At 64.4% G+C, this 22,089-nt stretch carries 23 protein-coding genes and 1 tRNA gene; 14 read left to right on the forward strand and 10 right to left on the reverse strand.

Annotated elements, in window-relative coordinates; translation table 11 throughout:
- Window positions 1-3: 3 nt before the first annotated feature.
- Both ACFO5X_RS24225 and ACFO5X_RS24230 read left to right on the forward strand, forming a co-directional pair.
- Window positions 4-1,458, forward strand: coding sequence for a TRAP transporter large permease (locus tag ACFO5X_RS24225; RefSeq protein ID WP_380722468.1), 1,455 nt, complete (start codon window positions 4-6; stop codon window positions 1,456-1,458).
- Window positions 1,459-1,519: 61 nt separating this feature from the next.
- On the forward strand, window positions 1,520-2,365 hold the full coding sequence (locus tag ACFO5X_RS24230) for a DUF1206 domain-containing protein (protein ID WP_380722470.1): 846 nt from the start codon (window positions 1,520-1,522) through the stop codon (window positions 2,363-2,365).
- Between the two features lie 2 nt (window positions 2,366-2,367).
- Here ACFO5X_RS24230 and tpiA read toward each other — a convergent pair whose 3' ends face one another.
- The 7 genes from tpiA to ACFO5X_RS24265 are packed head-to-tail and all read right to left on the reverse strand — an operon-like array spanning window position 2,368 to window position 7,845.
- On the reverse strand, window positions 2,368-3,114 hold the full coding sequence (tpiA, locus tag ACFO5X_RS24235; RefSeq protein ID WP_380722472.1) for a triose-phosphate isomerase: 747 nt from the start codon (window positions 3,112-3,114) through the stop codon (window positions 2,368-2,370).
- Between the two features lie 20 nt (window positions 3,115-3,134).
- A complete protein-coding gene (locus ACFO5X_RS24240) occupies window positions 3,135-4,307 on the reverse strand; it encodes a molybdopterin molybdotransferase MoeA (RefSeq protein WP_380722474.1) in 1,173 nt (390 codons plus the stop codon).
- Window positions 4,304-4,777: a cyclic pyranopterin monophosphate synthase MoaC gene (moaC, locus tag ACFO5X_RS24245; protein ID WP_380722476.1), complete on the reverse strand. Its 474-nt coding sequence runs from the start codon at window positions 4,775-4,777 to the stop codon at window positions 4,304-4,306. Before moaC ends, ACFO5X_RS24240 begins: the two co-directional genes overlap by 4 nt.
- The gene (gene trpC, locus ACFO5X_RS24250) at window positions 4,777-5,589 is read right to left on the reverse strand and encodes an indole-3-glycerol phosphate synthase TrpC (protein WP_380722478.1); all 813 of its coding nucleotides are present in this window, start codon (window positions 5,587-5,589) and stop codon (window positions 4,777-4,779) included. The genes moaC and trpC overlap by 1 nt, the downstream gene beginning before the upstream one ends.
- A 2-nt stretch (window positions 5,590-5,591) precedes the next feature.
- Window positions 5,592-6,251: a uracil-DNA glycosylase gene (locus ACFO5X_RS24255; protein ID WP_380722480.1), complete on the reverse strand. Its 660-nt coding sequence runs from the start codon at window positions 6,249-6,251 to the stop codon at window positions 5,592-5,594.
- Entirely contained in the window at window positions 6,251-7,267 is a 1,017-nt protein-coding gene (gene trpD, locus ACFO5X_RS24260) for an anthranilate phosphoribosyltransferase (protein ID WP_380722482.1), read from the reverse strand. The genes ACFO5X_RS24255 and trpD overlap by 1 nt, the downstream gene beginning before the upstream one ends.
- Window positions 7,264-7,845: an anthranilate synthase component II gene (locus tag ACFO5X_RS24265; RefSeq protein WP_380722484.1), complete on the reverse strand. Its 582-nt coding sequence runs from the start codon at window positions 7,843-7,845 to the stop codon at window positions 7,264-7,266. Before ACFO5X_RS24265 ends, trpD begins: the two co-directional genes overlap by 4 nt.
- A gap of 189 nt (window positions 7,846-8,034) precedes the next feature.
- Here ACFO5X_RS24265 and ACFO5X_RS24270 point away from each other — a divergent pair, with 189 nt between their 5' ends.
- Window positions 8,035-9,828, forward strand: coding sequence for a divergent polysaccharide deacetylase family protein (locus ACFO5X_RS24270; RefSeq protein WP_380722486.1), 1,794 nt, complete (start codon window positions 8,035-8,037; stop codon window positions 9,826-9,828).
- Between the two features lie 83 nt (window positions 9,829-9,911).
- On the opposite strand, the gene ACFO5X_RS24275 is transcribed toward ACFO5X_RS24270, so the two are convergent.
- On the reverse strand, window positions 9,912-11,180 hold the full coding sequence (locus ACFO5X_RS24275) for an MFS transporter (RefSeq protein ID WP_380722488.1): 1,269 nt from the start codon (window positions 11,178-11,180) through the stop codon (window positions 9,912-9,914).
- A 454-nt stretch (window positions 11,181-11,634) separates the two neighbouring features.
- Between ACFO5X_RS24275 and ACFO5X_RS24280 the strand changes: the two genes are divergently transcribed.
- The 10 genes from ACFO5X_RS24280 to ACFO5X_RS24325 all read left to right on the forward strand — a co-directional run bounded on the left by ACFO5X_RS24280 (window position 11,635) and on the right by ACFO5X_RS24325 (window position 20,439).
- Window positions 11,635-12,873, forward strand: coding sequence for a tyrosine-type recombinase/integrase (locus ACFO5X_RS24280; protein ID WP_380722490.1), 1,239 nt, complete (start codon window positions 11,635-11,637; stop codon window positions 12,871-12,873).
- The gene (locus ACFO5X_RS24285; protein ID WP_380722492.1) at window positions 12,866-13,384 is read left to right on the forward strand and encodes a hypothetical protein; all 519 of its coding nucleotides are present in this window, start codon (window positions 12,866-12,868) and stop codon (window positions 13,382-13,384) included. Before ACFO5X_RS24280 ends, ACFO5X_RS24285 begins: the two co-directional genes overlap by 8 nt.
- A gap of 98 nt (window positions 13,385-13,482) precedes the next feature.
- Entirely contained in the window at window positions 13,483-13,674 is a 192-nt protein-coding gene (locus ACFO5X_RS24290; protein ID WP_380722494.1) for a helix-turn-helix transcriptional regulator, read from the forward strand.
- Between the two features lie 8 nt (window positions 13,675-13,682).
- On the forward strand, window positions 13,683-13,859 hold the full coding sequence (locus ACFO5X_RS24295; protein WP_380722496.1) for a hypothetical protein: 177 nt from the start codon (window positions 13,683-13,685) through the stop codon (window positions 13,857-13,859).
- Window positions 13,856-14,794 carry a hypothetical protein gene (locus tag ACFO5X_RS24300; RefSeq protein WP_380722498.1) on the forward strand — a complete coding sequence of 313 codons (939 nt, stop codon included), beginning with the start codon at window positions 13,856-13,858 and terminating at the stop codon, window positions 14,792-14,794. Before ACFO5X_RS24295 ends, ACFO5X_RS24300 begins: the two co-directional genes overlap by 4 nt.
- Complete coding sequence (locus ACFO5X_RS24305; RefSeq protein WP_380722500.1) at window positions 14,791-15,792, forward strand: bifunctional DNA primase/polymerase; 1,002 nt, start codon at window positions 14,791-14,793, stop codon at window positions 15,790-15,792. Before ACFO5X_RS24300 ends, ACFO5X_RS24305 begins: the two co-directional genes overlap by 4 nt.
- Window positions 15,793-16,829: 1,037 nt before the next feature.
- Complete coding sequence (locus ACFO5X_RS24310) at window positions 16,830-17,873, forward strand: phage major capsid family protein (protein ID WP_380722502.1); 1,044 nt, start codon at window positions 16,830-16,832, stop codon at window positions 17,871-17,873.
- 185 nt (window positions 17,874-18,058) lie between these two features.
- Window positions 18,059-18,217, forward strand: a complete 159-nt coding sequence (locus ACFO5X_RS24315) for a hypothetical protein (protein ID WP_380722504.1) — start codon at window positions 18,059-18,061, stop codon at window positions 18,215-18,217.
- Window positions 18,204-18,425 (forward strand): hypothetical protein, encoded by a 222-nt coding sequence (locus tag ACFO5X_RS24320; protein WP_380722506.1) that lies wholly within the window; start codon window positions 18,204-18,206, stop codon window positions 18,423-18,425. Before ACFO5X_RS24315 ends, ACFO5X_RS24320 begins: the two co-directional genes overlap by 14 nt.
- Window positions 18,418-20,439, forward strand: a complete 2,022-nt coding sequence (locus ACFO5X_RS24325; protein WP_380722508.1) for a hypothetical protein — start codon at window positions 18,418-18,420, stop codon at window positions 20,437-20,439. The genes ACFO5X_RS24320 and ACFO5X_RS24325 overlap by 8 nt, the downstream gene beginning before the upstream one ends.
- A 462-nt stretch (window positions 20,440-20,901) precedes the next feature.
- On the opposite strand, the gene ACFO5X_RS24330 is transcribed toward ACFO5X_RS24325, so the two are convergent.
- Complete coding sequence (locus ACFO5X_RS24330; RefSeq protein ID WP_380722510.1) at window positions 20,902-21,222, reverse strand: helix-turn-helix domain-containing protein; 321 nt, start codon at window positions 21,220-21,222, stop codon at window positions 20,902-20,904.
- Between ACFO5X_RS24330 and ACFO5X_RS24335 the strand changes: the two genes are divergently transcribed.
- Entirely contained in the window at window positions 21,200-21,616 is a 417-nt protein-coding gene (locus tag ACFO5X_RS24335) for a hypothetical protein (RefSeq protein WP_380722512.1), read from the forward strand. The two genes, ACFO5X_RS24330 and ACFO5X_RS24335, sit on opposite strands and share 23 nt — an antisense overlap.
- Before the next feature lie 131 nt (window positions 21,617-21,747).
- On the opposite strand, the gene ACFO5X_RS24340 is transcribed toward ACFO5X_RS24335, so the two are convergent.
- Window positions 21,748-21,821, reverse strand: a tRNA-Cys gene (locus ACFO5X_RS24340).
- Window positions 21,822-22,089: the final 268 nt, after the last annotated feature.

A 22,089-nucleotide genomic window follows, 5' to 3' on the forward strand; every position in this document is an offset into this window, starting at 1 on the left:
GCCATGGAAGTTCTCGTTCTTTTCCTCGTCATCGTCGGGCTGATGCTGATCGGCGTGCCGATTGCAATTTCGCTGGGTCTGGCCTCGATCCTGTTCCTGCTGGCGCTGTCGGATACCTCTCTGGCCTCGGTCGCACAGACCCTGTTCAACGCGATGGCCGGGCATTACACGCTGCTGGCGATCCCCTTCTTCATCCTCGCCTCGTCCTTCATGTCGACCGGGGGCGTGGCGCGGCGGATCATCCGGTTCTCGATCGCCTGTGTCGGCCACATGCGCGGCGGTCTGGCAATTGCCGGGGTCTTTGCCTGCATGCTGTTCGCCGCGCTGTCGGGATCGTCCCCGGCGACGGTGGTGGCCATCGGCAGTATCGTCATCGCCGCCATGCGGCAGGCGGGTTATACCAAGGATTTCGCCGCTGGCGTCATCGCCAATGCGGGCACCCTGGGCATCCTGATCCCGCCGTCCATCGTGATGGTCGTCTATGCCAGCGCCACCGACGTCTCGGTCGGTCGGATGTTCCTGGCGGGGGTGATCCCCGGCATCCTGGCGGGCGTCATGCTGATGGTGACGATCTACATCATGGCGGTGGTCAAGGGGATGCCGAAGGGCACCTGGCAGGGCTGGGGCGAGATCGGCGCCAGTTTCCGCGACGCCTTCTGGGGGCTGATGCTGATCGCGATCATCATGCTGGGCATCTACGGCTTTCCCTGGTTCGGCACCCATGACGTCTATGATGCAGCCGGCGCCGCAACGCAGGTGGTGGGTCTCTACTGGTCCAAGGCGCCCTTCACGCCGACCGAGGCCGCCGCCGTGGCCGCGATCTATGCCTTCCTGATCGCGACCTTCGTCTATCGCGACATGGGGCCGTTGCGGGCCGCGGACGGGCGCGACAAGCGCAGTCTGCTGCGCGCGCCGCAGGCGCTGGTCACGGCCTTTTTTCACCGCGACACCCGTGACACGCTGTTCGAGGCGGGCAAGCTGACGGTCACGCTGATGTTCATCATCGCCAATGCGCTGATCCTCAAGCACGTTCTGACCGACGAGCGGATTCCGCAGCAGATCGCCAGCGCGATGCTGTCGGCGGGGTTCGGGCCGATCATGTTCCTCGTCATCGTCAACCTGATCCTGCTGATCGGCGGGCAGTTCATGGAGCCCTCGGGCCTGATCGTGATCGTGGCGCCGCTGGTGTTTCCGATCGCCATCGAACTGGGTATCGACCCGATCCACCTTGGCATCATCATGGTGGTCAACATGGAGATCGGGATGATCACGCCTCCAGTCGGTCTGAACCTGTTCGTCACCAGCGGTGTCGCAGGGATGTCGATGATGGCAGTGGTCCGGGCGGCGCTGCCGTTCCTGGCCGTGCTCTTCGTCTTCCTCATCATGGTGACCTACATCCCCTGGCTGTCGACGGTTCTGCCAACGGCAGTGATGGGGCCCGAGATCATCACGAAGTAATCGGGGCGCGCGCGGAACTGCAGAGCGGTTTCGCGCGTCCTTCTCTTGGAAGGAGATCCTGATGTCAGAAAAAGCCAGGGGCTGGGTCGATCCCGTCATGCGGATCGGCTACGGGGCCCGAGCCATCGTCTATGTCATTGTCGGAGGTCTGGCGCTCTATGCGGCCGTGACGGGAGGCGAGGCGCAGGGCACGACCGATGCACTGGCCGATCTGCGGGGCAAGACCTGGGGTATTGCTGTTATCCTGATATCCGCGGTGGGGCTCTTTGCCTATGCGTTCCGGCGTATGGTCGATGCTGCGCTGGATCTCGACGACTACGGCGGCGGTATCAAAGGCGCGGTTGCACGGGGCGGACTTGTCGTGACCGGGCTGATCCACGGGGCCATCGGGGTTTCAATCGCCGGACTGGCGCTTGGGAGTTCCGATGGTGGAGAAGGCGGAGGTACGCAGAAGGTCGTCGCCTATATCATGTCGATGCCCTATGGCTTCCTGCTGGTCGGGCTGGTTGGCCTCGCAACCATCGGGGCAGGTGGGTATTACGCCTGGAAGGGCATCGCAGAACGCTACAAGCGGCATATACGAGTCACCCCCACCGCACGTACCCTGGACCCTGTTCTGAAATTCGGCTGCATCGCCATGGGCCTTGTGATTGCGGTGATCGGTGTGTCGATCGTCTATGCGGCGACGCAGACCGACCCCGGCTCCGCGGCGGGTATCGGCGAGGCATTGGGCCAGATCCGCTCGTTTCCCTTCGGACGTTTCCTGATGGCCGTGGTCGCGCTGGGACTGATCGCTTTTGCTGTGGAAAATGCGGTAGAGGCCGTTTACCGCATCGTCCCGCGTTATACCGGACCCGACGTCAAAACCATGGCCCAATGGGCCAGACGCAAAGCCTCCATGTCGTGAAATCAGGCGCGGTCGAGCGCAGTAACGATGGGGGTGAAGTCGGCCGCAGTCAGGCTGGCGCCTCCGACCAATGCACCGTCGACCTCGGGCACGGCAAAGATCTCTGCGGCGTTGGCCGCCTTGACCGAGCCGCCGTACAGAAGGCGGATGAGATCGCCGTCGGCTCCGAGACGTTCGAGCAGCTGTGAGCGCAGGAAAACGTGCACCTCGGCGATCTGGTCGAGGCTGGCCACCTTCCCCGTTCCGATGGCCCAGACCGGTTCATAGGCGACAACCAGTGTTTCGCCAGAGAAGTCTTCCGGCAAGGAATCGCTAAGCTGCGCGCGGATCACGTCAAGGGTGCGGCCCGACTCACGCTCGGCCAGGCTTTCCCCCAGGCAGAGGATGGCCGTTAGCCCGGCGGCGATGGCCGCCTCGGTCTTGGCGCGGACGATGGCGTCGGTCTCGCCATGATCGGCGCGCCGCTCGGAATGGCCGGTGATGACATGGGTGGCACCCGCGTCGCGCAGCATCTCGGCCGAGAGATCGCCGGTGTGGGCGCCGCTGGTCGCGGCATGGCAGTCCTGCCCGCCGATCCTCAGCGCCGTGCCCTCGGCAAGCGTGGCGGCGCGGTGGATCAGCGTGGCGGGCGGGCAGATCAGCATCTCGCAGTTGGGCGCAGGATGGGCGGCGCAGAGGCGGTCGAGTTCCGCCAGATCCGCGCCAAGGCCGTTCATCTTCCAATTGCCAGCTGCCAGTTTCCGCCGCATCCGCTTTCTCCTTTTCTGGTTCAGATGGGGAGATAGCTGATTTCCGCCCCGTCGGCGAGGGCTGGGTCGTTCGGCGGGCGCACGACAAGCGCGTTTGCTACGGCAAGAACACCCAGCATCGCACTGTCCTGATTGTCGAAAACCGTCGCGACGCCATCTTTGACGACGGCCCGCATGTAATGTTCGCGTGGGCCGTTTGCACCCAAATCGCCCTTCACCCTTGCGGTAAGCAGGGCCGGGGTATGGGCGCCGAGACCCAGCATCGCATGGACCATCGGGACGAGGAACAGATAGCCGCAGACGATGGCCGAGACCGGGTTGCCGGGCAGGCCCACCATCGCCGCATCGCCCATTCGGCCTGCCATCAGCGGCTTTCCGGGGCGCATGGCGATCTTGTAGAACGACCGCTTCAGGCCCAGGTTGCCCGCCGCTTCGCCGACCAGATCGTGATCGCCGACCGAGGCGCCGCCGATGGTGACGATCATGTCGGCGCCGCGGGCGAGATCGAAGGCGGTTTCGAGCGAGGCGTGGCTGTCGCGCGCGATTGGGAGCACGCGGGGTTCGGCGCCGGCCTCTTCCAACATCGCCCTGAGGCCGAAGGTGTTCGAAGCGATGATCTGGTCGGGGCCGGGCTCTTCGCCTGGCATCACCAGTTCGTCTCCGGTCGAAATAAGCGCGATCACCGGCTTGCGGGTGACCGGCACGCGGGCGACGTTCATCGAGGCCAGCAGGGCAATGTCCTGAGGCCGCAGTCGGCGCGGCGCGGACATCGCGGTGCCGGCGCGGAAATCGCCACCGGCGGCGCGGACGTTGGGATTGGTGCCGGGGTCGTCCGAGATGGTGATCAGATCTCCGTTGCGGCTCACATCTTCCTGGATAACAACGAAATCGGCACCTTGCGGCATCGGCGCACCGGTGAAGATGCGCACCGCTTCGCCCGCCTTGACCGTTCCGGCAAAGCCATGCCCGGCGGCGGATTCACCGATGACGCGGAACATCGAATCCTTCTGCGCCTCAGTTGTCTTGATCGCATAGCCGTCCATCGAGGAGGCGTCGAAGGGCGGCTGGTCGCGCTGTGCCGTGACCTCGCGGGCCAGGACGCGGCCGTTGGCGCGGCTGAGCGGCACCTCTTCGACGGCCAGCGGCCCGACGAGATCGAAAAGAAGGGCGCGGGCCTGTTCGACGGTGATCATGGGGCTTCGTAGCGGCCGGATTTGCCGCCCTCCTTGAGGACCAGACGAATCCCGCCGATCTCCATCGCCTTGTCGACCGCCTTGATCATGTCATAGACGGTCAGTGCAGCGGTGCTGACGGCGGTCAACGCTTCCATCTCGACGCCGGTCTGGCCGGTGGTCTTGACGGTGGCGGCGATGCGCACGCCGGGCAGATCGGCATCCAGCGTCAGGTCGAGCGCGACCTTGGTGATCGGCAGCGGATGGCAGAGCGGGATCAGCTCGGACGTCTTCTTGGCGCCCATGATCCCGGCCAAGCGCGCGACACCCAGAACGTCGCCCTTCTTGGCGCGGCCTTCGGAAATGATTTCAAAGGTTTCGCGCGCCATCTTCACCCAACCCTCGGCAATGGCCATGCGCGAGGTCACGGCCTTGTCGGAGACATCGACCATATGCGCATCGCCCTTGGCGTCAAAATGGGTGAGCGCCATCAGAACCCCCCGGCGCGCAGGGGATTGGCCAGCAGGTTGCGGGTTGAGGTCGTGACATCGGCCTGCCGCATCAGGCTTTCCCCGATCAGGAAGCTGCGCACGCCGTAGCGGGCCAGATCGGCCAGATCCTCCGGCGTGTTGAGTCCGCTTTCGCTGATCAGAAGACGATCGGCCGGCACCAGTTTGGAGAGAGTCCGGGTGGTGTCGAGCGAGGTCTGGAAGCTGCGCAGGTCGCGGTTGTTGATCCCGACCATCGTGCTTTTCAGCAGGCTTGCGCGTTCGAGTTCGGCCTCGTCGTGTACCTCGATCAGCGCGTCCATCTCCCAATCCTGCGCTGCCGCTTCCAGTTCATTGGCCTGCGCATCCGAGACCGAGGCCATGATGATCAGGATGCAGTCGGCCCCGAGCGCCCGGGCCTCGGCGACCTGATAGGTGTCATACATGAAGTCCTTGCGCAGCACCGGGAGGTCGCAGGCGGCACGGGCCTCGGTCAGGAACGATTTTGCCCCCTGAAAGCTGGGCGTATCGGTCAGCACCGACAGGCAGGTGGCGCCACCGTCCTGATAGGCAGCGGCGAGGGTCGCGGGGTCGAAATCCTCTCGGATCAGGCCCTTGGACGGGCTGGCCTTCTTGATTTCGGCGATCAGACCGTAGCCTTCGTGCGTGGCGCGGCGTAGGGCCTCGGCAAAGGGGCGCACGGGGTCGGCGGCGCGGGCCTCGGCCTCGACCTCGTCCAGCGGTTTGGCGGCCTTGTCCGCGGCGACCTCTTCCAGCTTGTAGGCCTTGATGCGGTCGAGAATGGTATCTGTCATGGTCACTCCTGGTCAGCCCAGTTTATGGCGCTCTCGCCGTTGGCCCGCAACCACGCATTGACCCGGCTGAAGGGGCGCGATCCGAAGAAGCCGCGATAGGCGGAGAGCGGCGAGGGATGTGCGGATTCAACGCGCAGGTGGCCGGGATTGTTCATCCGTGCCCCGAGTTTCTGGGCCGGCTTGCCCCAGAGGATCAGGGCGCGCGGTTGCTGGTCGAGACGGTCCAGAACCTGATGGATCAGCTTTTGCCAGCCGATGGACTTGTGCCCGTGCGGACGGCCTTCGGGCACCGTGAGAGAGGTGTTGAGCAGCAGCACGCCCTGCGCGGCCCAGTCTTCCAGGTCGGTGCGTTGACGCATTACCTGAAGATCGTCCTGCAACTCCTTGAACATGTTTCCAAGGCTGTCGAGCTTGCCGCCAAAGTTCCGGGCGATCGAAAAGGCCAGGCCGTCGGCCTTTCCTGGCGTGTGATAAGGATCCTGTCCCAGGATCAGCACCCGGGTATCTGCGGGGCTGGTCTGTTCCAGCGCCTTGAAGATGCGCGCGGGCGGCGGATAGACCGCCCCGGGTTCGGCGGCAAGCGCCGTCTCGATCGCGGGCAGATCCTGAGTAAAGAACGGCAAATCCGCCCACCCGCCGAGGCGCGACAGGTCGAGCGGCATCAGGCGCCCTGGGTGATGCGGGCGACGGCGGCCACTTTGTCGCGCGCCTTGCCGCTGTCGATGCTGACCGCGGCCATCTCCACCCCCTCCCGCAGGTCGGCGGCGGCATCGGCCACGACCAGCGCGGCGGCGGCGTTTAGCAATACCGCATCGCGATAGGCCGAGGTCTGCCCGTCCAGAAGCGCGCGGAAGGCGGCGGCGTTGTGTTCGGGGCTGCCACCGACGATGGCTTCGAAGGGGTGAACGGGCAGGCCGGCCTCCTCGGGGTGCAGTTCGGTCTCGGTGACGGCGCCGTTCGCGAGTTTCGCGACCCAGGACAAGCCGGTGATGGTTAGCTCGTCCGTGCCGTCGCTGCCGTGGACCAGCCAGGCGGTTTCCGAGCCAAGCTGACCGAGGGTCTCGGCCATGGGCCGGATCAGCGCGCGCGAAAAGGCGCCGGTCAGCTGGCGCGTGACGCCTGCGGGGTTGGTCAGCGGCCCGAGGATATTGAAGATCGTCCGCGTGCCGAGTTCGGCGCGCACCGGACCGACATGGGCCATGGCCGGGTGGTGCATGGGCGCCATCATGAAGCCTATGCCGGCCTCTCTGATGGCGGATTCAACGACTTTCGGGCCGACCATCACCTTGATGCCAAGCTGGCCAAGGGCATCTGCGGCGCCGGATTTCGAGCTGAGGTTGCGGTTCCCGTGCTTGGCCACGATTACGCCCGCACCGGCTACGACAAAGGCGGCGGCGGTCGAGATGTTCAGGGTGCCCTTGCCGTCGCCGCCGGTGCCGACGATGTCGATGGCGCCCTGCGGCGCGGCGACCTTGTGGCATTTGGCGCGCATCACCGCGGCGGCGGCAGCGTATTCGTCAACGGTTTCGCCCCGTGTGCGCAGCGCCATCAGGAGGCCGCCGATCTGGCTGGGCGTCGCTTCGCCCTCGAACAGGATGGCAAAGGCGGTTTCGGCCTCGGCGCGGGACAGCGGACGCTCGGCAGCAGCGCCGATCAGCGGTTTCAGGGCGTCGCTCATGCCGGCACCTTCAACGTCTTGAGAAAATTGTCGAGCAGGGCGTGGCCATGTTCCGAGGCGATGGATTCCGGGTGGAATTGAACGCCGTGGATGGGAAGCTCGCGGTGCTGCAGGCCCATGATGGTGCCGTCCTCGAGATCGGCTGTCACTTCCAGGCAGTCGGGCAGCGTCGCGCGGTCGACCACCAGCGAGTGATAGCGGGTCGCGGCGAAGGGTGAGGGCAGGCCGGCGAAGAGGCCCTTGCCGGAGTGGCGGATATGGCCAAGCTTGCCATGCACGATCTCGCCCGCGCGCACGACGCGGCCGCCAAAGGCCTGCCCGATGGTCTGATGGCCCAGGCAGACGCCCAGCAGGGGGGTGCGCGTCTCGGCGGCGGCGGCGGTCAGGGCCAGGCAGATACCGGCTTGATCCGGGTCGCAGGGACCAGGAGACAGCACGATTCCGGCCGGGCGCATCGCCATGGCGGCCTGCACATCCAGCGCATCGTTCCGCCTGACGGTCACGGCCGCGCCCAATGCCCCTAGATAATGGACGAGGTTGTAGGTAAAACTGTCATAGTTGTCGATCAGAAGCAGCATTCGGCGTTTCGGTTCGTCTGTTTCGGTTGATGCGGGGTGCCGCGGGCCGGGGCGGCGTCAGGGTTCGGCACCTACATGGTCAGGCTTGCGGGCCAGCGTCAAGGCGCAACCGTCCGCGACCCGCCCTTACCGAAAGGCCGCGTCAGACGGCCGGCGGCGGCGGGCCAACAGATGAGAGGCAAGGCAGCTATGCGCGGATTTCTCGGGGGTATCGTTCTGGGTGGCGTCGTAGTCGGCGTGGGCCTAGTTGCGCTGTCGGTCGTGGCCCCCGTCACGCCGGTTCCGGAGGTGGGCAGCGAAGCGCCCGATGCGACCTCTGGTTCAACCGCCTCGGGGCAGAACGATGTGTCCGTCGCGGGCAAGGATTCCCACGTTGTAGAGGCCGTGCCAAACGCACCCTCCGGCGGCGCGGCACCCGGCGCGCCGGCCGGCGGGGCGGACACCGCGCCGGCGGCGCAGCCCGCCGTTGCCGCGTCACCGGAAGCACCGGCGGGGCAGGGCGACGGCGCGACCACCGCCGGGGTCAGTTTCAAGAGCGAGAGCGCAGTCCAGGCGCAGGACAGCGCGATGGCACCGGAAACGCCAGCGGCGCCCGATCCGGTTGCGGCAAGCGAACCTGCGTCGCCTCCCGCGATCTCGGGCACTCCTTCCGCCACGCAATCGCCGCCTGAGGGCAGCACTGTGTCGGTCGTTGCCGGTGCCTCGGAGTCGGCCCCCACGGCGAACCCCACCGCGCCCATTTCGCAACCCGCACAGGATCCGGTTCCCAGCGTATCGACCGAGGCGATCGACCCGCCCGCGCCGGTGACCGAACCCGCTGCCACGGTCCCGTCGGCACAGGCCGAAGACGGGGCTCCGGCGGTGACGGCAGAGGGGGGCACCCCGCCGGACGGCACCGTGTCACCGGTACGCGCACCTCTCGCCGACCCTGCCCCCAATGCCTCGACCGTTCCGGCCGACGCGCCTGCGACAGTGGCTGCGCCGAAGGAAGGCGTCGCGCCTGCGGACGAGGCCGTGGCCGCGGCGCCGCAGCCGTTTTCCGCCCCGGCCATGGCCGAACCTCCGGCCACCATCGCCGCGCCCGAGAGCCGGGACGCGCCCATCGCGGTGCCCGAGTCCGACACCGCGCCGGCGTTGGATGAGGCCGCCCCGTCCGGAACGCCGCGCGTCATCGTCCTGTCGCGCAACGAGACATCCGAAGAGGGCGACCTGCGCCCGACCATCGGGAAGCGCGTCCTACCCCTGACCGAGCGCGGAACAGAGGAACCTGCCGCCGCTCCCCAAACTGCCGCCGCGGTCGATCTGCCGCCGCTGGATCGCTATGCCGTGCCCTTCGAAAACCCGGAGGACAAGCCGTTGATGGCCATCGTGCTGATCGACGACGACCTGTCGCTGGGCATGGAGGCCCTGCGCGAGTTTCCCTATCCTCTGACCTTCGCCGTGGATCCGACAGCCCCCGATGCCGCGGCCAAGATGGCCCGCCACCGTGCCGCCGGTTTCGAAGTGGTGGCCCTGGTCGATCTGCCGAGGGCCGGCACGGCGCAGGACGCCGAGATCGCCCTGTCGGCCAGCTTCGCCCGGCTGCCCGAGGCGCTTGCTGTGCTCGAAGGCACGCAGAGCGGCATTCAGGGCAACCGGCCGATGTCGGATCAGGTGAGCGCCTTTGCCGGTGCCAGCGGACGCGGGGTGATCACGCAGGGCAACGGGCTGAACACGACGCAGAAACTGGCAGTGCGCGAGGGCATCCCTGCCGTGCCGGTGTTCCGCGACTTTGACGGCGCCGGGCAATCGCCGGCGGTCATGCGCCGCTTCCTCGATCAGGCCGCCTTCCGTGCCGGTCAGGAAGGCGCGGTGGTCATGCTCGGCCGGGTGCGCCCCGACACGATCTCGGCCCTGCTGCTCTGGGCCCTGCAGGACCGCGTGACCCGGATTGCCCTTGCGCCGGTCTCGGCCGTGTTGAAGGCATCGGTCGCCGGCAAATAGGCAGCCGGTTCAGGGACCCATGCCTGTTGGCGACATTGCCCTCCGGGATGTTCCGGCTGCAGCCAGACCTGTGTTGGGCCTGTTTAATCGCGCGCGTCGCCGGTAGCTGCATCGAGCGCAGCTATTTCCCTTGAGGACACCAGCAGCCAGACCGCGATGAGCTTCAGGGCGCAGGGCAGAACGGCGTAGAGCAGGCTCAGGGCGAGCAGCGCTTCGTCGCCCGCTGGTCGGTCGGACGACAGCCCGGCGGCGTCGAGTGCCGGAAGAACGGTCACCGCCGCGAAGGCCAGCGTGAATTTCGACACAAAGTTCCAAAGCCCGAAGGCCTGACCCGGATTGCCGGTTCCCGAGCCCACATGCGCCGAGAAGGCCGCCGGCAGGAGCGTCATGTCGGCGCCGAGGGCCGCGCCGGACGCGACGCAGATCAGCGCGAAGGGCACCACGTCCCCGGCCCCGAGAAAGGCGGCGCCGGTGAAGGAGCATATGGCCATCACCATGCCGGCCAGCATGGCACGCCGCAGGCCACAGCGCACAGCCGCCCATCCCCACAGGGGCGCGCTGATCGCGGCAGCGAGGAAGAAGAGAAGCAACAATGGCCCTTCGAGACCGGGCGCCTCGAGCCGGTATTCGACGAAGAACAGGAACAGGGTCGAGGTGACGGCGACCGGGGCTGCATTGGCGAAGGCGATCCACAGAAGCCGTCGCGCCCCCGGGTCCGCGAGGATTGCCCGGAAGGCCGGTCGCGTGTCCGCCCCGGTGGCCCGCCATTCGGGGCGCATCGCGACAATGGCGACGAGTGCGGCGATGGCAAAGACCACAGCGAAAAGGGCGAAGGGCTGCGGCGAGAGACCGCCCAGCAGGGTCGGCGCCACCGCCGCGAGGCAGACGCCGATCAGAGCGCCGGTCTCGCGCCAGGCCGCCAGCCGCACATGTCCCATGCCGGGATTACGGCCGGCCTTTTCGACACCCTGCGCGTAAAAGGTGATCGTCAGGAAACTGAAGGCGGTGAACAGAAGCCCGAGGGTCAGGGCAAACCAGGCCAGCGGTGCGATGGGTGGGGCGATGGCGAAAAGTCCGACCATTGCCGCGGCCATGACAACGCCAACCAGTGCGACGGCGCGTCTCCGCCGGCGCTCCAGCACTCCCGAAAGCCAGCCGAGGACCGGATCCTGGATCACATCGAACAGCCGCAACCCGAAGAGAACCGACCCGAGCGCACCGAGACCGACGCCATACTGGTCGAAGAAGAACTTCGGCGCATGCAGGTAGATCGGCAGGCCGGCCGCCGCCAGTACCCCCGCGAAGAGGGCATAGGCGGGCAGGCGGTCTCCGCCCCTTGGGCTGGCAGGCACTTGAACCTCCTCGGACATGGCGCAGAGCCGCGCATGGATTTCACTACGCGCCGAGGCAGCCCATGGACCATTCTGAACGCCCGATCGCGACAGGTGCGCTGGCAAAAGCATCGAAATCCTGGTGGCATGGTCCGAGAATACCATGCTGTCACGCCCAAGGTCGGGTGGCCGCCGCATCGGGTGGCCTGGCAACCCAAGCGCCTCTTTCGTAGCGACGAATGCTGGGCCCGACACAGTCGAGCGCGAGCAAGCCAATCACTTAGAAGGAGATGGAGGCGGGTACCGCCACCTGACTAGCGTGCGGATGCGTGCGGGATGGTAACAAAAACAACATCTTGCGCGAAACCTCTTTGCGGTAGAGTGCGGTTGTGTTACGTCCAATGCGAACTTTTTGGGCGGGTAGGTTGCCGCGCCTGTTCGGTTCGAAGTTGCCAACAAAGCGGGAATCGAACCGGTGCCGAAGAAAGCTGCCGAACTGAATGACCTACAAGTCAGGCGACTCGCAAGAGGCGTTCACGCGGTGGGCGGCGTGGCCGGGCTTCTGCTACAGGTGACGGAAAGCGGAGCGCGATCATGGTTGTTCCGGGTGCGGATCAACGGCCGACGGCGTGAAATCGGATTGGGCGGTTACCCGGATACAACGCTGGCGGATGCGCGTTCAGAGGCTCGGGAATACCGCAAGCTGATACGGCAGGGTATCGACCCCTTGCAGCAGCGCCGTGCCGCGCAGCGCAAGCAAATGACATTCAGCGATGCCGTCGAGCGCTTCGCCGCAGAAAAGGCGGTGGAGTTCCGGAGCGCCGCGCACCGAAGGCAATGGCGCGCCTCGCTCGATAACTACGCTGTTCCGATTCTCGGCAAGATGCCGGTCAGCGACATTGACCTGGACGACGTGTTGACTGCCCTGCGGCCGATATGGACGACCAAGACGGAAACCGCCACGAAGGTGCGCCAGCGTATCGAGCGCGTGCTCGACTTCGCGACCGTGGCGGGGAGCCGCACCGGCCGCAACCCGGCGACTTGGCGCGGCAACCTCGACATGGTTTTACCGTCGCCTTCGCGGCTACAGGGCGCGCGTCACTACCCCGCCTTGAAGCTAGGCGATGCGCCGTCGTGGTTTGCGGCCGTGCGCGCGCGCGAGGGCATCAGCGCGAGGGCGCTGGAGTTTCAGGCGCTGACGGTCTCGCGGACGGGCGCGGTTCGCTTCGCGACGTGGGAGGAAATCAACCTCGACGCGAGGATGTGGACGATCCAGCCCGGCCGGGAGCAGTCCAAGATTCCGCCGACCGGATCGGCACATCGCGTGCCGCTGACCGACCGCATGATCGACCTGTTGAACGGCTTGCCTCGGGACAACGGCAACCCGCTGGTGTTCTGGGCACCGCGCGGCGGCGCTCTGAGCGATGCGGCGCTCGCCGCAGTCATGCGGAAGATCCACGCCGCGCAAGTCAAGAAGGATGAAACCGGCTTTGTGGATCCCCAAACGGGTGAACCTGCCGTTCCCCATGGCGCGTGTCGGGCGACCTTCCGGACGTGGGTGGCGGAGGTCACGACCTACGACGGCGACATGGCTGAAATCGCGCTGACGCACCGCGTCGGAACGAAGGTTCAACAAGCCTATGACCGCAGCGATCAGGTTGAGAAGCGCCGCGAGATGATGGCCCATTGGGGAAGGTATCTGTCCAATGAATGACGACGACGAGGAACTTGTCGCGGCCGTTAAGCGCGACTTTTGGAGCCGGCTTGAAGCGGTGGAGCAGCGGGTATCGGCGGCGCAGGAATCGGTTGTCGCCAAACTGTTCCTCGAAAAGGTCACTGACGTTGCCGTTTCCGATTGGGTGGCCGAGCGCAGCTCCCCGGCTGCCGTCAAATGCGAACTGAGACAGATTCGCCGATTTGCCGAGCTTGGAAAGATTGCCATGGCATGGGGCCGACTGCGCCGACTTGAGGACGAAGTTCTGTACGTTTGGTCCCTGGTATCGTGGAAGACCCTCGGGCGCGGAGTCCTTCAGGTTAAAGCCGGGCAGGTGGGCGGAGCAATGCGCAAGGGCCAACTCGGGGAAAATACCGCTGCTGTATTGGAGCGCATGGCCGAGCTGATACCGGGACAGACCGTCAGCGGCGCTGCGGCGATTGCTGCGAAGGAAGGTATCGGCACAAGCCAAGCCGCAAACAAGAAACTTTGGGACAGGCACAAAAAGTAGGGACATGACGCGCATGTGTCCCGGCGCTTGTGTGCAACCTGTGGCGCACCCCGGCGAAAGGGTGCGATTGGCGCACCCTGCGGGCAGGATGCACCACTATGACCAAGACTTACATCAGCATCGCGGACCTGAGCGCGCGGCAGAATACCAGCCGGCGCGCGATCTATGACCGGATCAAGGCCGATCCGACCTTTCCCACGCCCTACAAGTTCTCCGACAAATGCACCCGTTTCGACTTGGAAGAGATCGAAGCGTGGGAAGCCTCGAAACGCGCCAAGAACGCGGCCTGAGGTGACCCATGCGAGCAGAAAACACGAACCCCGGCGCGCTGGCGGGCGCGACCGGGGCTGACTTCAAAGCTGACGGGCTTCGGGATCAGAATACCAGCATCACCTACCAAATCAAGTCGCTGATCTTCTACCAGTCCGAAGGCGGATCAGTGGAACGCCTCGATCTGCGCGAGGTGGCGGCATGAGTTTTACAGCAAGCCGTAAAACCGGACGCCCGCGCGGCTACATCACCAACTACAACCCGCAGGCCAAGACCCAAGCGCTGCTGGAGCAGGTCGATCTCGTCATGAACGAGTATAGGGAATACTGGCCTTTGACCGTCCGGCAGGTATTCTATCGACTGGTCGGTGCATTCGGTTTCGACAAGACCGAGGCCGACTATGGGCGACTCTGCCATCACCTGGCCAATGCCCGCCGCGCCCGCCGCATCCCCTTCCGCGCGATCCGCGACGACGGGATCATCACCTACCAGATGGATCACTTTGACGATCACGACGACTTCCTGCGTCACGTCCGCGAACTCGGCGAGAACTACACCAGGAACAAGCTTTCCGGGCAGGAAATCTACATCGAGGTCTGGTGCGAGGCGGCAGGGATGCAGGTGCAGTTGCATGACGTTGCCGAACCCTATTCGGTTCCAGTCTACTCGTCCGGCGGCTTCGACAGTCTGACCGCGAAGAAGAGGCTGGCGGATCGTATCTGCCGGATCGGCAAGCCCGCCGTGATCCTGCACCTGGGCGACTATGACCCCAGCGGCGAAAGCATCTTCGAGAGCGTGGCCGAGGACGTCGCGGCCTTCGTCGCCGCCGACCGCCCCTGGGCGACGGTGGAGGTGAACTTCGAGCGCATCGCCCTGACGCGCAACCAGGTGCGCGACTTCGACCTGCCGACAGCGCCCCCCAAGGCTACGGACAGCCGGTCCAAGTCCTGGGACGGCGGAACATGCCAGTTGGAAGCACTGCCGCCGAACATGATCGCCGAAATCCTCAGGGCTGCCATCGAGCGCCACCTCGACCATGACCAACTCGAAACTGATCGCGAACGCGAAACCTTCGACAAGCAGTTGATTGCCTACGCCCTTCCCGCGCCGGGCGACGATCACGATGGGGATGACGAATGAACGCCGCCCGCATCTTCGCCGCACACGCCCATGAATACGCGGAGGCCGGTCTTCCGGCCTTCCCGGTGGACGCCCGGCACAAGCGCCCCGCTGTCAAAGGCTGGCAATTCGCAACGCCCCAGCGGGCGCGCATCTGGGCCGCTGATGCCCGGCTTGGCGATGCCGATGGGCTGGGCATCGTCATGGGTCAGGCGTCAGGCCTGACCGAAATCGACGTGGATGGCGTCGGCGAGGCTTGGTTGGCCGTTGTCTTGGAACGCTTCGGGGGAACCCCGCTGACTGTCCGCACGGCAAGCGGCAAAAGCAAGGCCTGGTATCGGCACAACGGTGAAGGGCGGCGCATCCGTCCCTTTCCCGGCCAGCCTATCGACGTATTGGGCGCCGGTTTTTCCATTGCACCGCCGTCCTGGCGCGAGGATCTCGGCGCGTCCTACGCCTTCCGCACGGGCGGTCTGGCAGCGCTCGACGGTCTGCCGGTCATCAAGCCCGGCGCGCTCGACACCGGCTTCAGCCGGGCCGCTGAAGGCGTGCAGCAGGGCGAGCGCAACCACGCCCTGTGGCGCTATTGCATGACGCAGGCGCGGCATTGTGACGACCTGGACGCCCTGAGCGACGTTGCCGCCACTTGGGCCAGCGCTTTTCCCGATCCGCTTTCCGCGTCCGAGGTTCAGCGCTGCGCCCGATCCGCTTGGGGATACGAGACCACGGGCAGGAACTTCCTCGGCCTGATCAAGCCGCAAGTTACCGAAGGAGATCGCAGGATGGATGCCCTGATCGACAACCCCGACGCTTTCACGTTGCTGATGCTGTTCCAGCGTTGGCACGGCAGCCGCCCCAGCTTTCGGATCGCGCCGACCGCGATGAGCGAGGCTAAACAGCCGCCGTGGCATCACACTCGCATCGCCCGTGCGCGTGACACGCTGATCGAACGCGGTTTCGTGGAGGAGATCAAGCCGCCGGTCCGGGGCAAGCGGCCGGGTCTCTATCGTCTGGCCTAAGGGAAGGGGGAGAAGTGTATAGTGATCTTTTACGGATTCCGCGATTTCCCTCTGCGCCAAACCTTGGCCTGCGCGGCGATGAAATTCACGAGGCGCGTTTCGGCTATCTGCAAACGGATTGCAGATGCGGTCTGCTTCCCGGCGCAGCGAAGGCTTGGCGAGCGGCTCACTGTAAACCGTTTACAGTGAAGGCGAACCGGTGGCCGGGGGTGGGTAATCCCCGGGTGGTGAGACATGCCGAACCGACCGCCCAAGCATTCGCGCGCATCGCCAATTCAGAAATCCCGGATGGGCGGGGGGGCGGTGCGATCCTCAGAGGCCGCCCGGCAAGGAACCGGCGGCTCAGGCTTTCTCAGCCATCCACAGTTGGGAAATCCTGGGCGTACGAGGCGCTGCACCCGGAAACGGCAAATGGAAGCAACCAACACACAAGGGTTGGCCAACTTGTCCAACCCTCTTTCTCAGACGATCAGGCCGAGAAAACCGGGCAGTCTGCGCGGGGTGTTCGTAGAGACGCTGAACGTGGCGAAAAGGTATGCGACGACGCCCTGCGGCTCTTGCGTGGCACAAGGCTGGACACAGCCGCCAATTCAGCAATTCATGGCGGGTGACGCTCGATGACAGATCAGGCGGCAATCTTGGCCCGTTTGGAACGGCTCGAACGACTGGTTGCGGCGCTGGTGCCGGATGAAGGCGATTGGCTGGCCTCTGAGTTGCGCGCAGCCTATCCAGACGGATGCGTCTTCACGGCCGGCGAAGCGCTGGAGCTGGCCGAGACGAGGGGGCGGTGCGCGCGGATTGAAGGCGCTCCGACACCGGACATTTGCACCGCGTTGGAGGTGGCAGGGGCAACGTCTGCGCGGCGGCTTGGGCGATGGCTGGCGCAGCAGGAAGCCCGGACAACGGCGCGCGTCGGGCGGGATGGAGCGGGCACCGTCTGGGCAATGCTTCACTCTGGGAACGAAACATTGCCGCGATAGGTCGGCCGGGCAATGTCCGGCATAATCGGGGAAATTCATCATTTGAGGCGATGCCCCATGACCATTCAAAACCGGCCAGTATCCACCGAGATTGTCGCCTCTGGCGCGCTGCTTCCCTGGCTTGCGCGATCAAAGGCGTTGCTAAGCCAATACCCCGGTCGGGGCGTGGCGGGCACGGCGGAAGCTCTTGGCGCACCGCTCGAAATCATTGAGCGGATTAAGGCGGCCGTGGCGGCTGAAACCGTGGCCGGTCAGCCGGGATTGGCGGGAAGCTCCACGGCCGTAACCGCTTTCGTTGCGCAGGCGGCGGAAACGTCCGTTCTCTTTCGGATGCTGGCGGACTCGTCCGTTACCGCCGCGCCGATGCAAACTTGGCTCGCCACATCGGTTATGGCCGCGACGGCCACAGAGATTGACGAGGGAAAGCCGATTCCGCTGCAAGCGCTAAACATGCGCCGCGACAAGCTGGAAGCCTTCAAAGTTGCCGCGCTGATCGCGACAACGGCCGAACTTTGGACTGCCACCAGCGGCGAAGGACAGGCATTCATTTCGCACCTTCTGCGCGCGGCAGCGGCAGAAGCCGCAGACCGGGCACTTTTCCAGCGGCTCACAAATTCGGGCACCTTCGAGGCAACCGATTACGGCAGCGACTTGGACGCAATTCGGCAGATGATCGAAGGCATGTTGTCTGCCGTTCACACGGGCGCGTTTTCCCGGCTTTATTGGGCTCTGTCTCCGAAAGCATGGAATTGGTTAGTAACGATGCCCAACCTTCCCGATTCCATGAACCCGTTTGATGGGATGATCCTAGGCCGGCCGGCCGTCCTGTCCGATGGACTCGATCCTTGGCGGATGGCGCTGGTTAACGCCCGGGCGATTGGTTCGAATCTGGAGCGCGTCGAGATTGCCGCGTCTGGTCAGGCTACAATTCAGATGCTGGACAACCCGACCAACGACACCGTGACGCCCACGGCGACGAATGCGGTTTCCATGTTCCAGACCAACGGACGGGCGGTGCGGATGATTTTGCACCTTGCCGCGCAGCCGCTGCGGGAGAACGCAATCGCCTTCGCCACCATCACCGAACCGACCAGCATTTAAGGGAGGGCAAGAGCAATGGATTCATCGGCCGGAAGCTGGATTTTCAAAAGGATAAGCGACCTGGAAAAGCGCATTGCGGCTCTGGAGGCCGCAGCGTCTGCGCCAGACCGCCAAGTTGGCGGACACGAGCCTTTCCCGCCTGCGCGGCGCTGGTGGCCGCTGGCGGGCAGTAAGAGGGGCGCAGAATGAAGGCGTCAGAGGCAACATGGCTGGCAGAAGAAACCGGCAAGGTGCTGGCGGAAGCGCTGCGCCCATACATCAAGCGGATCGAAGCATTGGAGGTAGAGGTTAAGGCCGGTCATCAGCGTTTGAAGGAACTGGAGGCAGTACGTGAACAAGGTTGATCGGGCGAACCACGCCGCTTGTGATGAATTGCAAGCGCTCGCTTCCCGGCTGGTGCTGTCGGGATTCCAATTCGAGCAGGTTAACGTGATCTTGCAAGCGGTCTTGCCGCTGGCGAATGCAAATGCTCGCCTGCGGCACCGCCTGGAAGTCCTGGAGCGGCGCGAACGGACGCAGGCGCAGGTAATGGAGGCCAAGACGGATGGCTGACATTGAAAGCGCTCTTGTTGTCCGCCTGGAGGCGAGCCTGACCAAGCTGGAAAAGCAGATGGCGCGGGCACGGCAGGTCACGGCCAGCACCTCAACCGGCATTGAAAAGCGGTTCGACCAGATGAATACGCGCATTGCCGCGAACGCCAACAAGGCGGCCGAGGGCCTGACCCGGATCGGCACCAGCGCGGGCGCGAGTCGGTTTGTGTTGCAGAACACGGCGAATCAGCTTGGAGACGTGGCGGTGCAGATCAGCGCGGGCACCAGCGCCAGCCGGGCCTTGTCTCAGCAGTTGCCGCAGCTTCTGGGCGGCTTCGGTGCTCTAGGCGGCACTCTTGGCCTTGTCGGGCCGCTTCTGGGCACCGTGGCGGCAATCGGCATCCCGGTCGCAATCGCCTTGGCGAGCATGGGCGGCAAAGCTGAAAGCCTGTCCGACCAAATGAAGGAACTTGCCAAGGCGACGGACGCTTACAACGCTGCGGCGCGCGCGTCGGCCGTGTCAGCTGGCGACCTGGTTTCGCAGTATGGCGACCGCGCCGCCGAGGCGCAGCAGATACTGGAGTTTCAGAAGCAGATTGCGGCGGTTCGGGCGCAACGGGCTTTCGCGGACGTGGCCGGTTCTCTGCCGGGCGAGTTTGCCGGTATCGGCGCAGGTGTCACACGGCAGGAGGTCGAGATTGCCGGGCAAATCCTTGCCCTGGAGGAAGACCTTTTCGCCTCCCGTGAGAAGGAAATTCAGCAACTCAAGGATCTTGGTCGGGCGCGGACTGAGGCGCAGACCGCCCGGTTGCAAGAGCTGCGCGCGGCGCAGGGGCAAAGCCTTTCCAATGTTCTGAATGCCGACAACGACCTGATCAAGGCAATCCAGTCCATTCGGAAGGAATTGAAGGTCGGGACCTTTGAGGCGGCCGAGATGGCCGCCACGCTTGCGGAAATCCAGACAGCCGGAACCCTGGAGGCGCAGACCGATGCAATGTCGCGTTTTGCCCAGCAGATTTTCACCGCGACGGGCGGCTTGAAGGATGCGGATGAAACGACCATCGGCCTTTACGAATCGCTTCTGATCGCAGTTGAGAACGGGCTGACCTTTGCGCAGATCAATCTGGCCGCTGGCGTCAAGGATGCAGCGGACGAGGCTGGACGGCTTGCTGACAACCTGCTGGCCGCTTTCAACCGACAGAACGCCTTGGCGGCAGGGTATGAGGCTGGCACGGCTGATCCGAGTGGCCGGATTTACGGCGGGCGTGGCCGTGGCCCGACGCCAGTTGAACGCGCGGAAATGGTTATCGGCTATGTGACCCCGCCGGAGAAAACGCGCGGAGGTGGCGGCGGTAAGAAAGTCCCCGATGGGCTGAAAGAGGCCGAACGGCTGTTCAATGACACTCGCACAGCGGCCGAGAAGTATGCGACCGAAATGGAGCGCATCAACGAGCTTCACCGGCTGTTCCCGGAGATCGTCACGAACGAGGTGCGGGACCGGGCGGTGAGCGCTCTGAACGAAAGCGCGGCGCAGCTGAGCGACACGGCGAAGACGCTGGAAAACTCTCTGGAGGATATGTTCGCCTCTATCGTGACCGGTTCGGCTTCGGCCAAGGATGCGGTTGCCTCGCTGCTGAATGAGCTATCGCGAATGTTGATCCATTCGGCGTTCAAGGGGCTGGGCGCTGGCAAGTGGCTTGATGGCCTGTTTGGTGGCCTGTTCAAGCCTCGTGCCGGTGGCGGCATGGTTTCGGCCGGCAGTCCCTACATGGTCGGAGAGGCCGGGCCGGAACCCTTCTTCCCGAAGGTGGACGGGCGCATTCTCAGCGTGTCTCAAGCGCAGTCCGCGCTTCGGAGTGCAAGCGGAGCGGGCGGCTCTGGGCAACAATTCACCTTTGCACCGCAGATCGACGCGCGGGGGGCGGATCAGGCCGCAGTCGCGCGCCTGGAGGCCGCAATGGTGGCGATGCACCGGCAATTTGAGAATCGGGTGCGAACGTCTGTCATCAGCGACAGCAAACGGGGGCGAATCTGATTCAGGCGTGCCTTCCAACTTGGAAGGCATCAGCCTTGAAAAGGGAGGACGACCAAAATTCAACGCTTGAAGATGCACAGCTTAGAATTGCATGGCACGTGCAAACCTACCATACCTGCCGGATGGACTACCGCTTAGCCATCTTGTTTCTGGTCGTCGCCATCGTATTGGGGGGAGTTGGATATATGTTTGTCTATCGTGACTGGGCGTCAGCCAGCCATCGAAGCTGTTTCAGCGCTACCTTTGGCCCGTGCTAAGATGTTAAACTCGCTTGTATATCATTGGCTTAATGGCATATTGTGCGTTTCCTTCTGCCCTGAATGTGTTTTCATCAATCCGTGTGAGTTCCGGACCTCCGACGATCCGGCATACTTCTCGGCCGTCATCTTGGCGAAGCACTGCAACTGATCTAACGTTGCCATGCTCGTCCAGACATTCAAACACGCTCTCACGTTCCATTGCCTATTCCTTTCGTTTAAGCCTAACCCCGGCTCCGCCGCCATTCTCTGCGATGAACTGGACTCCAGCGTCTTCAAGCGCGGCACGAATCGCGGCGGTTGCATGGCCGGGGCCTGTCGCATCGGTTTCGGCGCGCGTGACCGTATTCCGGTGAACGCCGGCCTTTTCCGCAAGATCACGGACGGTCCAGTTGAGCAATCCACGCGCCGCCCTGATTTGTGCGCTTGTCACCATTGCTGCCCCTTGATATTGTGCATTTGTCACCTTTGCTGTGACGGTAGCATAACGGGAGAATTTGGCAATGACCGCATCGAAACTAGACACCGCTCAACCTGAACTCGACCTGACGACGCAACGCGGCCGTGTCGCCGCCTGGTGCCGTTGGTTCGACTTGGAAGAACCTAAGCTGAAATACAGAAAGGGCGATCTGCTTACGTCCAGCGTGGGCTGGATCGGCAGCGTTGGCGCTTCTATCGACTGGATCGTTTGCGGCGATCCGAAAAGCATGGCGATTGCCTATCGGAAGAGCGAGCAAGAGCGGCGCGGTATGCTCGATGCTTTGCGCAAGCTGGAAATGACCGAGGCGGAGATGAGCGCGCTACTTCTCGCCATGCGCACCGTGGCCGAGGATGGGGTTGACGTTGAGGAGGCGCTCCAGCTCTGGAAGCAGGCCGTCTATGACCGGCGGGAGAATCCGACCACGGCCGCGCAGCACTAACCGCGCTGTCGCAACTTGCGACACGGGCCGGGCCTTCGGGTCCGGCCTTTTTCTATGGGCGGGTAGGTTGCACCTCTTGAGCGGGCATCCGGTAATTTATGTCGGAAAAACAATAGCTTAAACGTAGCCTCTGGAGGCGGGTACCGGAATCGAACCGGTCTACACGGATTTGCAATCCGCTGCGTAACCTCTCCGCCAACCCGCCAACTGCCGTGGCTGGATAGATTTTCCCGGTGATCCCGTCAAGCGGTTATCCGGTGGGCGGGATGGCTTGTGTTTGGAGCTTTTGCGCTCGTCCGGATCATCCGCCGTATCGAAGTCGCGGGTCAAAGTTTGACCAGACGGTCAAAGACCTTGACTTTCATCGGGATTTCAAAATGTTTTAGGCCCGTCCGCTGGCGGCTGCAAGCGCCGCCTCCGATCTGTGGTCGGGGCGGATGGCGCGGTTCACCGCGTGCAATGAGACTATTTTA

Origin of the sequence: Seohaeicola nanhaiensis, assembly GCF_042654245.1 — a bacterium.
GTDB lineage: Bacteria > Pseudomonadota > Alphaproteobacteria > Rhodobacterales > Rhodobacteraceae > Seohaeicola_A > Seohaeicola_A nanhaiensis.

Coding starts and splice junctions, on each gene's coding strand:
- ACFO5X_RS24240 (WP_380722474.1), bottom strand. CDS start 4,307: ATGATCACCGTCGAACAGGCCCGCGCCCTTCTTTTCGATCTCGTCGGG.
- ACFO5X_RS24315 (WP_380722504.1), top strand. CDS start 18,059: ATGAAGGCGTCAGAGGCAACATGGCTGGCAGAAGAAACCGGCAAGGTG.
- ACFO5X_RS24305 (WP_380722500.1), top strand. CDS start 14,791: ATGAACGCCGCCCGCATCTTCGCCGCACACGCCCATGAATACGCGGAG.
- ACFO5X_RS24325 (WP_380722508.1), top strand. CDS start 18,418: ATGGCTGACATTGAAAGCGCTCTTGTTGTCCGCCTGGAGGCGAGCCTG.
- ACFO5X_RS24265 (WP_380722484.1), bottom strand. CDS start 7,845: ATGCTGCTTCTGATCGACAACTATGACAGTTTTACCTACAACCTCGTC.
- moaC (WP_380722476.1), bottom strand. CDS start 4,777: ATGGCGCTCACCCATTTTGACGCCAAGGGCGATGCGCATATGGTCGAT.
- ACFO5X_RS24230 (WP_380722470.1), top strand. CDS start 1,520: ATGTCAGAAAAAGCCAGGGGCTGGGTCGATCCCGTCATGCGGATCGGC.
- ACFO5X_RS24255 (WP_380722480.1), bottom strand. CDS start 6,251: ATGCCGCTCGACCTGTCGCGCCTCGGCGGGTGGGCGGATTTGCCGTTC.
- ACFO5X_RS24300 (WP_380722498.1), top strand. CDS start 13,856: ATGAGTTTTACAGCAAGCCGTAAAACCGGACGCCCGCGCGGCTACATC.
- ACFO5X_RS24270 (WP_380722486.1), top strand. CDS start 8,035: ATGCGCGGATTTCTCGGGGGTATCGTTCTGGGTGGCGTCGTAGTCGGC.
- trpC (WP_380722478.1), bottom strand. CDS start 5,589: ATGACAGATACCATTCTCGACCGCATCAAGGCCTACAAGCTGGAAGAG.
- ACFO5X_RS24310 (WP_380722502.1), top strand. CDS start 16,830: ATGACCATTCAAAACCGGCCAGTATCCACCGAGATTGTCGCCTCTGGC.
- ACFO5X_RS24295 (WP_380722496.1), top strand. CDS start 13,683: ATGCGAGCAGAAAACACGAACCCCGGCGCGCTGGCGGGCGCGACCGGG.
- ACFO5X_RS24285 (WP_380722492.1), top strand. CDS start 12,866: ATGAATGACGACGACGAGGAACTTGTCGCGGCCGTTAAGCGCGACTTT.
- tpiA (WP_380722472.1), bottom strand. CDS start 3,114: ATGCGGCGGAAACTGGCAGCTGGCAATTGGAAGATGAACGGCCTTGGC.
- ACFO5X_RS24290 (WP_380722494.1), top strand. CDS start 13,483: ATGACCAAGACTTACATCAGCATCGCGGACCTGAGCGCGCGGCAGAAT.
- trpD (WP_380722482.1), bottom strand. CDS start 7,267: ATGAGCGACGCCCTGAAACCGCTGATCGGCGCTGCTGCCGAGCGTCCG.
- ACFO5X_RS24335 (WP_380722512.1), top strand. CDS start 21,200: ATGACCGCATCGAAACTAGACACCGCTCAACCTGAACTCGACCTGACG.
- ACFO5X_RS24225 (WP_380722468.1), top strand. CDS start 4: ATGGAAGTTCTCGTTCTTTTCCTCGTCATCGTCGGGCTGATGCTGATC.